This is a genomic window from Nocardioides sp. (genome assembly GCF_047607185.1).
Taxonomy (GTDB): domain Bacteria; phylum Actinomycetota; class Actinomycetes; order Propionibacteriales; family Nocardioidaceae; genus Nocardioides.
This window is the reverse complement of record NZ_JASGDQ010000086.1, coordinates 84,523-94,407: the sequence shown is the minus strand read 5'-3', so window position 1 is coordinate 94,407 and position 9,885 is coordinate 84,523. Positions and strand designations below refer to the sequence as shown.

Sequence of the window (9,885 nt, the reverse complement as noted above, 5' to 3'; positions counted from 1 at the left end):
TGAGGCGCACCTGGTGCGCCTCACACTCCGGACTCTTCGTCTGTCAGGTGTCAGCTGGTCGGTCGGAGCCGACCGACCAGGAACCGCAGCCCACGTACCATCAGCGCCCAGACCCCCTGGGGGGCGAATCGGACCACGAGCACCAGCAGCGCGCCCTCGATCACGATGCTGAGCGTCTCGTAGTCCTGCAGCTTCTCGGTGAGCAGGTAGTAGACGATGATCGCGCCGACCGCCGGGCCGAAGACCGTGCCGATGCCACCGACGATGGTCATCACGAGGGCGTTCACCGTCCAGCCCATACCGAGCATCCCGGTCGGCTCGAAGCTGATCTGCTGCACGGCCAGCAGACCGCCGGCCAGGCCGGCCAGGCCGCCGCTGATGACGAGGGCGGCCAGGCGGTGCCGGAAGGCCGAGACGCCCAGCCCCACCGCGGCGGCCTCGTTGTCGCGCACCGCCCGTAGCCGGTTGCCGAACGAGGAGTAGCGGATCAGGCAGGCCGCGATCATCGCCACCGCCGCCACCAGGCAGGAGAGCTGGAAGACCACGACCGGGGTGGGCGCCGCCGAGAGCGGCAGGCTGATGCCGGTCGATCCGCCGGCGAAGTCCCAGTTGATGATCCACGCCTGGAGCGCGAGCGCGGCGGCCAGGGTGCCCACCGCGAAGTAGTCACCCCGCAGCCTGAGCAGCGGCAGCGCCAGGACCGCGGCCAGGACGACTCCGGTGGCGGTGGCGCCGGCCATCGCCGGGCCGAAGCCGACGTCGGTGTGGAGCATGAGCAGGCCGGCGGCGTACGCTCCGGACCCCACGAAGGCGCTGGTGCCTAGCGACACCTGCCCGGCGAAGCCGGCCAGGATGTTCCACGACTGCGCCAGTGCGACGAAGCTCAGCAGGCTGGTCAGCACGCTCAGCTGAGCGAGGGTGAACAGCGAGATCGAGTTGGCGAACACGATGGCGAGGACCGCGAACAGGACCGTGCCGCCGAGGGCGCGACGTCGATTCCTGGTCGGATCCCAGTGGTCCCAACGGCTGACGACGCTCATGCGCGGCCTCGCTTCGCTCGGCGGGGGCATGAGCGACGCGCCCTAGCCTGAATTGATCGCTCGCTTCGTTCGCTCATGCGGCACGACTCCTGGACAGCAGCCCCTGGGGCCGCGCGGTGAGGACGAGGAAGAAGACCAGGTAGACGGCGAGATCGCGGTAGCCACCGCCGAACATCTCGACCGCCACACTCTGGACGACCCCCAACAGGAGCGCGCCGACGACGGTGCCGGCCACATTGCCGACGCCGCCGATCACGACGACGGCGATGCCGATCAGCAGATAGGCGCTCCCAGTCGTGGGGGTGAAGCTGAAGTTGATCGCCAGCAGGGCGCCACTGGCGGCGGCCGCCGCCGCGGCGATGGCGAAGGTCAGGGCATAGACCCGGCGTACGTCGATGCCGACCAGCTGTGAGGTGGCCGGATCGGTCGCGGCGGCGTGGACGACCGCCCCCACCCTGGTATGGGCGAGGACGAGATGGGCGGCGCCGCAGAGCACGAGCGCGACCACGAAGGTCACCAGATAGGCCAGCCGGGTCTGGACGCCGAACAGGTTGACGCCGCTGGTGGCCAGGGAGCTGCTCATCGAGCGGGGCGCCGAGGAGAACCACTGGGTGAACAGCCCCTGCGCCAGCAGGGAGAGGCCGAAGGTGGCGACCAGCGCCCCCTCCTGGCCGCGCAGCAGCAGGCCGGTGAGCAGCCCGCGTTGCAACAGGTAGGCGACGATCCCGACGGCGAGCGCCGCGATCGGCAGGACCGCCCACAGCCCCAGGTGGGCGTGGAGCGCCAGGAGATAGGCCAGATAGGCACCGGCGACGATGAGTTCGCCGTGGGCGAGGTTGATCAGCTTCAGCACGCCGAAGACGATCGAGAGACCCAGTGCGACCAACGCGTAGAAGCCGCCGATCAATAGGCCGTTGATGATGGCCGCGTACAAGGCGTCACCTCCTGGGTGCGATCGGTGGCCCGGCGGCGACGTCCTCGTGGGAGCATCGCCGCCGGACCGCCGAGATGGATGGGCCTACTGGAGCCCGGCGGCGGGAACCTGCAGGGTGGCGCCGTCCACCGATGGGATGACCTGGCGCATGACGTCGCTCTGCCACTGCTCCAGGACGTACTTCGTGGCGTAGGTGTGCTGGTCGTCGAAGGTGACCGTCCCCAGCGCGTAGTCGCCGTTGGTCTCGCCGATGGCCGTGTTCAGGGCGGCCGCCTCGGTGCTGCCGGCGCTTTCGATCGCGTCGGCGGTGATCTGGACGACCGTGTAGCCCAGCAGCGCGATGGTCAGGTCGGCGAAGCTGGAGGAGAACTTCTCGCCCAGCGGGCCGTCGAGGATCTCCTGGCTCGCGGTCGGGTTGGCGGTGAGGTCCCACAGACCGTCGGTGAGGGTGCCCTCGGCGATCTCGGCCAGGGCGCTGGTCCACTCGGCGTTCGCCGCCGCCTTGGACACGAAGGCCACCTTGGGGCTGAACTTCAGCGCCTTCATCTGCTTCCACAGCGTGATGCCGTCCGGCGGGATCATCTGACCGACCACGATCTCGGCGCCGGCGCTCTTCGCGTCGTTGATGAACGAGGAGAAGTCGGTCGTCCCGACCGGGAAGGTGTAGTCCCCGACCACGGTCAGCCCGGCTTCGGCGAAGGCGGCCTGGTAGAGCGTCCGCTCGGCGACGCCATCGGGCTCGGTGTCGGTGAACAGCGCCACCTTCTTGTTGGTGTCGGCCTGGGCCAGGCCGTCGGCCACGGCGGTCGCCTGCGCGGTCTCGTCGAAGAAGAGATCCCAGGAGTACTTCCAGCCCTCCTCGTTCCCGCTCGTGAAGGACTGGACCGGGTTGCAGGAGGTCACATAGGGGACCTGCAGCTGCTCGGCCACCAGCGCCTGGGGCACCACGAGAGTCGGCGTGCAGGAGCCGAGGATCGCGGTCGCGCCGCTCTCGTCGATGAGCTGGCGGACCTGCTGGGTGGCGGTGGTGGCGTCGGTGCGGTTGTCGAGGATCTCCAAGGTGACCTCGCGCTTCTCGCCGTCGACGGTCAGACCGCCGTCGGCGTTGACCTCGTCCACGGCCTGCTGGTAGCCGGCCTGGAGGTCGATTCCCGTCTGGCCCAGCGAACCGCTCAACGGCAGGCTGGCCCCGAGGACGATGGCGCCCGACGAGGACGAGCCGCTGCTCTTGGCCTCACCGCCGCAGCCGGCCACCCCCGCGAGCACCACCCCGGCGGAGCAGATCGCGAGGAGGCGTCGATAGCCGATTCTCATAGTGGCATTTCCTTTCCTGGAGTCGGCGGAAGTGACGACGCCGTTGGTGACACCTGGTCGCCGAAGTAGAGCCGATCGAGTGCTTCCTCGTCGGCCAGAGGAGCCGGATCGCCCGAGTAGGAGACCTGGCCGCGGTCGAGCACGTAGACCCGATCGGCGAGGCTGAGGCCGCGGTGGACGTTCTGCTCCACCAGCAGGATCGAGACGCCCTCGTCGCGAATGCGCGCCAGCGCGGCGTACAGGTCGTCCATCGCGACCGGCGCCAGACCGAGTGAGATCTCGTCGCAGAGCAGGACCCGCGGCCGGGACATCATCGCGCGCCCGATCGCGAGCATCTGCTGCTGTCCGCCGGAGAGCGCGCTGCCCGCCCGCTCGCCGAGGTCGGCCAGGATGGGGAACACGTCGTAGACCGACTCGAGCCTGCTGGCCATCTCGGCCTTGCCGACCCCGAGCGAGGCCGCGACGGTGAGGTTCTGCCGGACGCTGAGCTCGCCGAAGATACGGCGGCCCTCGGGACAGTGCGCCAGGCCGAGCCGGTTGCGGGCATGGGCCGACAGCTGGGTGACGTCGGTGCCGTCGATCTCCACCTTGCCGGCGCGGGGCTGGACCAGCCCCGAGGCGACCCCGACCAGGGTCGACTTGCCGGCACCGTTGGCTCCGAAGACGGCGACGACCTCGCCGGCTCGCAGCTCGACCGAGGTGTCCCGGAGGGCGACGATGTCGCCATATCCGGCCGTGACGTCGTCGAGCCGCAGCGCAGCGGGTACGGCGTCCCCGGCCTGCTCGGGGAGACGTGGCGTGGTCCGTGTCGTGCCCGCGCCGGCCTTCCCGCCGTCGTCACCGAGGTAGACCGCGCGGACCCGCGGGTCGGCGGAGATCTCCGCCGGGGTGCCGTCGGCGATGACCTCGCCCCAGTCGATGACGATGACCCGGTCGACGAGCGAGGCGATGACGCCTTCGACGTGCTCGACCAGCAAGAGTCCCCGACCCTCGCCACGGATCTCCGCGATCAGCTCGATGATGCGGTCGAGGTCGCGGCCGTTGAGGCCCGCGGCGACCTCGTCCAGCAGGATCAGCGAGGGGTCGCTGGAGAGCGCCCGGGCCAGCTCGAGTCGCTTGAGGTCCAGCAGCCGCAGCTCGCCGGCGGGGGTCGTGGCACGGTGGCCGAGCCCGGTGGTGGTGATGACCTGGTCGATCCAGGCGGTGCGCTCCCGCAACGGCAACGCGGCCGAGGCCGCGCCGATGGCGACATTCTCGGTCACGGTCATGCCGCGGAAGGGCCGGGGCACCTGATGCGCCATGCCGATGCCGGCTCCGGCGACCTTGTGCGGCGCCAGCCGGGTCAGGTCGACCTCGCCCAGCCGAAGTGTGCCGCTGGTCGGCCGGTGCACAGCCGCGATCGTCTTGAGCAGCGTGCTCTTGCCGGCGCCGTTGGGTCCGATGACGCCCAGCGACTTGCCCGCCTCGACGGTGAGAGAGACGTCCTTGATGGCGGTGACCCCGCCGTACCGCTTGGTGACGGAGTCGAGCACGAGCGACTGCGGCTTGCGATGGCCGGCCAGGGCGCCACGGCTGGCGTCGACCTGGCCGGTGTCTTCTGCATCTTCGGCGCGGCGGGTGTTCGGCAACGGCTTACCTTTGGTCTGCGGACGATTCCACACGGTCTTCTAGCCCGATATTCGGAAACCAGGACGTGATCGTCGCCGAGCCCTCGCGACGGTCACAATAGGTAGGCGGAACCGGTCGAGTAAGGATTTCTCTATGGCACTCTCCGCGCCGTGATGGGACCGTCCTGAGCGTGATGAGGAGCGAGGAGGGTCAGCGCCAGTTCGTCAACGCACGGGTGTACACCGGCGATCCGGCGCGTCCCTGGGCGAGCTCGTTCACGGTCGCGGACGGCGTGATCGCGGAGCTGGATCCGCCGCTCGCGACCACCGCCGGCGCCGCCGATCTGGGTGGCAGGCTGGTCCTGCCCGGCTTCGTCGACGCCCACAATCACCATGCGCTGGCGGGGCTGGGCGAGCTGTACGAGATCGCCCTGCCCGTGACCGGCGGGGTCCGGGAGATCCTCGCGCTGGTCGCGGCACAGGCGGCCGAGTGCCCACCCGGGGAGTGGATCGTCGGCAACGGCTGGTCGCCGCTGCTCCTGGACGAGCTCGCCACGGCGGAGAGTCGCGTGCTGCTCGATCAGGTCACCGCCGGGCGACCGACGGTGCTGCGGGACCAGAGCCTGCACAACCGCTGGGTCAACAGCGCCGCGCTCGGCGCCGCGGGGCGTGCCGGATCGCTCGGCTCAGGACTGCTCGCGGAGGCCGAGGGACTGGCCGTGGAGCGCGTGCTCGCCGCGGCCAGAAGCCGCTCGGCGCAGATGTGGTCGCGGGCCTCGCTCACGGCCATCGCCCGGCTCCACAGCCACGGCGTCACCGCCTTCCAGGACGCCGGCGCCTCGCTGCCGCTGATGAGAGCACTGCACGCTCTCGACGACGACGGGCTGCTCCGCGCCTGGGTGGTGACCTGCGCGCTGGCCAACGACCCGCTGTTCGGCGCCGACCCGATCGGCTGGGACCTTCTCCACGCCCGTACGACGACCGCGAGCCGCCACCACCGGCCGACCTTCGCCAAGATCTTCCTCGACGGCATCCCGCCGATGCGCACGGCCGCCTTCCTCGAGCCCTATCTCGGCGCGCCGGGGCAGGCCGACCAGCGAGGCGAGTTGACGATGTCCCAGGAGGAGCTGGTCTCCTGGCTGCGCGAGCTGGCGGCGGCCGACATCTCGGTGAAGGTGCACTGCACCGGCGACGCGGCGGTGCGGGCAACGCTCGACGCGATCGAGGCGGTCCGCGGCGAGGGACACTCGCGGCCGCGCTTCCACATCGCCCACGGCCAGTACGTCGAGGACGGCGACATCGCGCGGCTCGCCGCGCTCGGCGTGAGCGCCGAGATCTCGCCGTACGTCTGGTTCCCGGGCGTGATCCCGGAGGCACTGGGCACGGTGCTGCCCGCCGAGCGTGCCGCGCGGCTCCATCCCAACCGGGCGCTATGGGACGCCGGAGTGCTGATCTGCGCGGGCTCGGACTGGCCGGTGAGCGACTCACCGAACGCGCTCCACGCGATCTACGGCCTGGTGACCCGGGCCGACCCGACCGGTGAGCGAGCCGGCCGGCTGTGGCCCGAGCAGGCGCTGACCTTGCCGGAGGCGATCGCCGTCTTCACCCGGAACGGAGCCGAGGCGATCGGTGTCGACGACGTGACCGGCGTGCTCCGGCCCGGCCGCTCGGCCGACTTCGTCGTGCTCGACGGTGACATCTTCGCCGAGCCGATCGAGCAGCTCCCGAGCCGGCAGGTGGCGCAGACCTGGTTCGCCGGCGAGCTCGTCCACGAGCGCTGATCGCCAGGCTCAGCGGGCGAGCCTCGCCAGCGCCCGCTCGGCCGCGTTGTAGCCGCACATCCCGTGTGCCCCGGCGCCGGGTGGGGTCGCCGCCGAGCACAGGTAGACCCCGGGCACGCCGGTGTCGTAGGGGTGGACGGTGGCGCGTGGCCGGAAGACGAGCTGGAGCGCGTCGTTGGCGCCGGTAGTGACATCGCCGCCGACGTAGTTCTCGTTGTAGCGGGCGGTCTCGGTCGTGGTGCGTACCGCGGTGGCCCGGATCCGGTCGCGGAAGCCGGGGGCGAAGTGCTCGATCCGGTCGATGATCGCCTGGGTCGCGTCGCCCTGGTAGCCGGCGGGCACGTGGGCGTAGGAGTAGAGCGGGTGGAGGTCGCCGTTGGAGCGGGTGGGGTCGGCGACGTACTGCTGCCCGACCAGGATGAAGGGGTGCTCGGGCATCCGGCCGGCGCTGACCGCCTTCTCCGCGGCCACCGTCTCGGCGACCGAGCCGGTGACGTGGACGGTGCTGGCCGAGCGGGACGGCTCGTGCCTCCAGGGCACCCCGCCCTCGACCGCGAAGTCGACCTTGAAGGTGCCCGGTCCGTGCCGGAAGCGGGTGTAGGCGCGACGTACCCGGCCGGGCAGCCGGTCGCCCAGGATCTCCACGGCCGCCCGCGGGGTGGTGTCGAGCATGACGACGTCCTGTTCGCCCAGCTCCTCGAGGGAGCCCACCCGGCGACCGGTCTCGAACTGCACGCCGTGCTCGGCGCACCGCTTGAGCACCGCGTCCCGGATCGCCACCGAGCCGCCCTCGGCCGCCGGCCAGCCGTAGTGGTGGGCGGCGGTGCCCAGCGCGACGCCGATCGCCGAGGAGGCGAGCGTGTTCAGTGGCCGGAAGGCGTGCGCGGCGACGCCGATGAACAGCGCGGCCGCCTCCGGGGAGCGGAACCGCCGGGCCAGCACGGTGGCGGGCAGGCCGGAGTAGAGGCCGAAGCGCGCCAGGTGAACCGGGTGGTGGGGGACATGCAGGATCGGCTGCATGAACTCCGGGCCGATGGTGTCGAACCGGTCGTCCAGTGCCCCGAAGACCTGCCGCCAGCCCCGACCGCCGGCACCGAGCGCGGCGGCGGTGGCGGCGACCGAGCGCTCCGCCACCGCACCCCGGCCGTCCTCGAGCGGGTGGGCGTACTCGTGCTCGGCCCAGCGCCACCGCAGCCCGGCCCCGGCGAGGTCGAACCGCTGCGCGAACGGCGAGGCGGGTCCTAGCGGGTGCAGCCCGGAGCACTCGTCGTGGATCAGCCCCGGCAGGGTGAGCTCGCTGGAGCGGGTGCCGCCGCCGAGGGTGCCGGCCGCCTCGATCACGGTGACCCGGAGCCCGGCGGCGGCCAGGGTGAGGGCGGCAGCGAGCCCGTTGGGCCCGCTGCCGACCACCGTGGCGGTGCTCATCAGGAGGGGACCACCGTATGCCGCCCGGCGCTGCGACCGGTGTCCGCTCGCCAGGTCACCTCGACCGGGATGGGGCCGTCGGGCAGCCACGGCTGCGCGTCGACCGCGTCCCTGACGTTCCACCGGCCGCGCTCGACGATGCCGAGGGCCGCGTCCATCACGTAGTACTCCTGATACTTCTTGTGGATCGGCTGCGACTCGACCCACACCACCACGAACTCGCCGGGCTGGAAGTGCAGCCGCCGCTGGATCGCCTCGATGAGCTGGTCGTCGTGCAGATGGCCGTCGCCGAAGTTCCAGCCGATGACGCTATTGCAACAGAACTCCGCCTCGCGCAGTGAGTAGCCGTCGTACTCCTCGCCCAGGTAGTTCTGCAGCACCGAGAACAGCCCGCGCCCCTGGCTGTGCATCGACCGCCAGCCGATGGTCAGCTGCAGCGTCATCTCGGCGACGTCCGGCGGGTAGCCCATGCCGCCGATCAGCTGGTCGATCTGGTTGTCCGCGCCCTTGGTCAGCTCGTTGAGGCGAGCCTCCGCGCCCGGCTTGAAGGCCCAGGTCGCCGAGGCCCAGTTGCCGGCGTACTGCCGCATGGAGGGCAGGAAGGAGACCAGGTCGGGGCGCAGGTTGCCCAGCACCGGGAAGACCAGCAGCAGGACGACGACCACCGGGAGCATCCAGGCCTGGCTGAAGTCCGCGACGCCGTAGCCGTCGTGCGCCTGGTGCCCCGCGAACAGGAAGACCGCGACATAGGCGAACAGGATGTTCCACTCCAGCGGCACCGCCAGCGGGAAGGTCTGGGTGATGAACAGGTGGAAGAGCACCATGCAGCCCACCGCCACGATCGTCAGCCACGGCCAGGGGCTCAGCAGCATCACCAGCGGCACGGCGAGCTCGGCGAGGGTGCCCATGATGTGCGCCATGAACCAGGCGAGCCGGGACGGTTTGAGGTCGTCGGGGATCGAGCGGTAGTGCGCCTTCTTCAGGAAGGTCGGCACGAAGGGCGCGTTCGACACCATCGGCGGTACGACGTTCTCGAAGTGCAGGTTCATCTTCGAGACCGCGGCGCCCACCCAGATCACCACCATGACGAGCTTCGCCGCGACGATGAAGTCGACGAAGGTGAAGACGCCGTAGCCGGCCAGGATCGAGATCACCAGGATCGGCAGGTGCTGCTCCCCGCGCGCCGCCAGGAACAGGATCTTGTCCCGTAGGCCGCACAGGATCAGCAGGGCCACGCTGACGACGAGTGCCGTCGGGCTCAGCATCTTCTGGCCGTCGACCTCGGTCGTGGGGCCGAAGATGGGGAAGGCGAAGCCGACCAGGCAGGCGAGGTAGAGCACCACGTCGAGGACGCTGCGGTTGTCGCCCCGGGTCAGCGGCACCACCCGCGGCCACGGTGGCAGCCGGATGGTGTTCGGCCTGGCCCAGTAGGCGATGCCGCCGGTCATCGGCTTGAAGTGGGCGGCCAGCGGCCCCCAGGTGCCGCCGATCCCGAACAGCTCCAGGAAGAGCGTCCACATCACCAGCTTCTGGTAGACGATCGCCTGGTCCCACCAGTCGGAGATGGCGAACATCCCGAAGCCGGAGGTGAGCGTGGCCAGCGCCACGCCGCCGCCGATGTAGAGGACGATCAGCTTCACGATGTAGATGGTGTGCACCATCTTCGGCGTGCCGAAGCCGTTCTCCGCCCAGAAGGTGGCCAGGAAGCGGAGCCGCTCCTGGTGAGGACGGGCGAGGAACTCCGCAGGATCGACCTGCGGCACCACCGGTGTCTTGAAAGGCAT

7 protein-coding genes are annotated in these 9,885 nt (G+C 70.6%); 1 reads left to right on the top strand and 6 read right to left on the bottom strand.

The annotated features are described in order from the left end of the window. Nucleotides 1-50 precede the first annotated feature (50 nt). The 4 genes from QM595_RS10485 to QM595_RS10470 all read right to left on the bottom strand — a co-directional run bounded on the left by QM595_RS10485 (nt 51) and on the right by QM595_RS10470 (nt 4,916). On the bottom strand, nt 51-1,040 hold the full coding sequence (locus tag QM595_RS10485; protein WP_415171489.1) for a branched-chain amino acid ABC transporter permease: 990 nt from the start codon (nt 1,038-1,040) through the stop codon (nt 51-53). 73 nt (nt 1,041-1,113) lie between these two features. Then, nucleotides 1,114-1,974 (bottom strand): branched-chain amino acid ABC transporter permease, encoded by an 861-nt coding sequence (locus tag QM595_RS10480; RefSeq protein ID WP_415171488.1) that lies wholly within the window; start codon nt 1,972-1,974, stop codon nt 1,114-1,116. Between the two features lie 84 nt (nt 1,975-2,058). Next, nucleotides 2,059-3,288 (bottom strand): ABC transporter substrate-binding protein, encoded by a 1,230-nt coding sequence (locus tag QM595_RS10475; RefSeq protein WP_415171487.1) that lies wholly within the window; start codon nt 3,286-3,288, stop codon nt 2,059-2,061. Then, nucleotides 3,285-4,916, bottom strand: coding sequence for an ATP-binding cassette domain-containing protein (locus tag QM595_RS10470; protein ID WP_415171486.1), 1,632 nt, complete (start codon nt 4,914-4,916; stop codon nt 3,285-3,287). Before QM595_RS10470 ends, QM595_RS10475 begins: the two co-directional genes overlap by 4 nt. A gap of 173 nt (nt 4,917-5,089) precedes the next feature. Here QM595_RS10470 and QM595_RS10465 point away from each other — a divergent pair, with 173 nt between their 5' ends. Next, nucleotides 5,090-6,676, top strand: coding sequence for an amidohydrolase (locus QM595_RS10465; RefSeq protein ID WP_415171492.1), 1,587 nt, complete (start codon nt 5,090-5,092; stop codon nt 6,674-6,676). Nucleotides 6,677-6,685: 9 nt separating this feature from the next. Here QM595_RS10465 and QM595_RS10460 read toward each other — a convergent pair whose 3' ends face one another. Both QM595_RS10460 and QM595_RS10455 read right to left on the bottom strand, forming a co-directional pair. Beyond that, nucleotides 6,686-8,101, bottom strand: a complete 1,416-nt coding sequence (locus QM595_RS10460) for a phytoene desaturase family protein (protein ID WP_415171485.1) — start codon at nt 8,099-8,101, stop codon at nt 6,686-6,688. Next, nucleotides 8,101-9,885, bottom strand: a complete 1,785-nt coding sequence (locus QM595_RS10455) for a DUF3556 domain-containing protein (protein ID WP_415171484.1) — start codon at nt 9,883-9,885, stop codon at nt 8,101-8,103. The genes QM595_RS10460 and QM595_RS10455 overlap by 1 nt, the downstream gene beginning before the upstream one ends.

Bases quoted from the DNA above. Each gene is read 5' to 3' on its own strand.
- QM595_RS10460 (WP_415171485.1), bottom strand. From the start codon at position 8,101: ATGAGCACCGCCACGGTGGTCGGCAGCGGGCCCAACGGGCTCGCTGCC.
- QM595_RS10475 (WP_415171487.1), bottom strand. From the start codon at position 3,288: ATGAGAATCGGCTATCGACGCCTCCTCGCGATCTGCTCCGCCGGGGTG.
- QM595_RS10465 (WP_415171492.1), top strand. From the start codon at position 5,090: ATGAGGAGCGAGGAGGGTCAGCGCCAGTTCGTCAACGCACGGGTGTAC.
- QM595_RS10455 (WP_415171484.1), bottom strand. From the start codon at position 9,885: ATGCCTTTCAAGACACCGGTGGTGCCGCAGGTCGATCCTGCGGAGTTC.
- QM595_RS10485 (WP_415171489.1), bottom strand. From the start codon at position 1,040: ATGAGCGTCGTCAGCCGTTGGGACCACTGGGATCCGACCAGGAATCGA.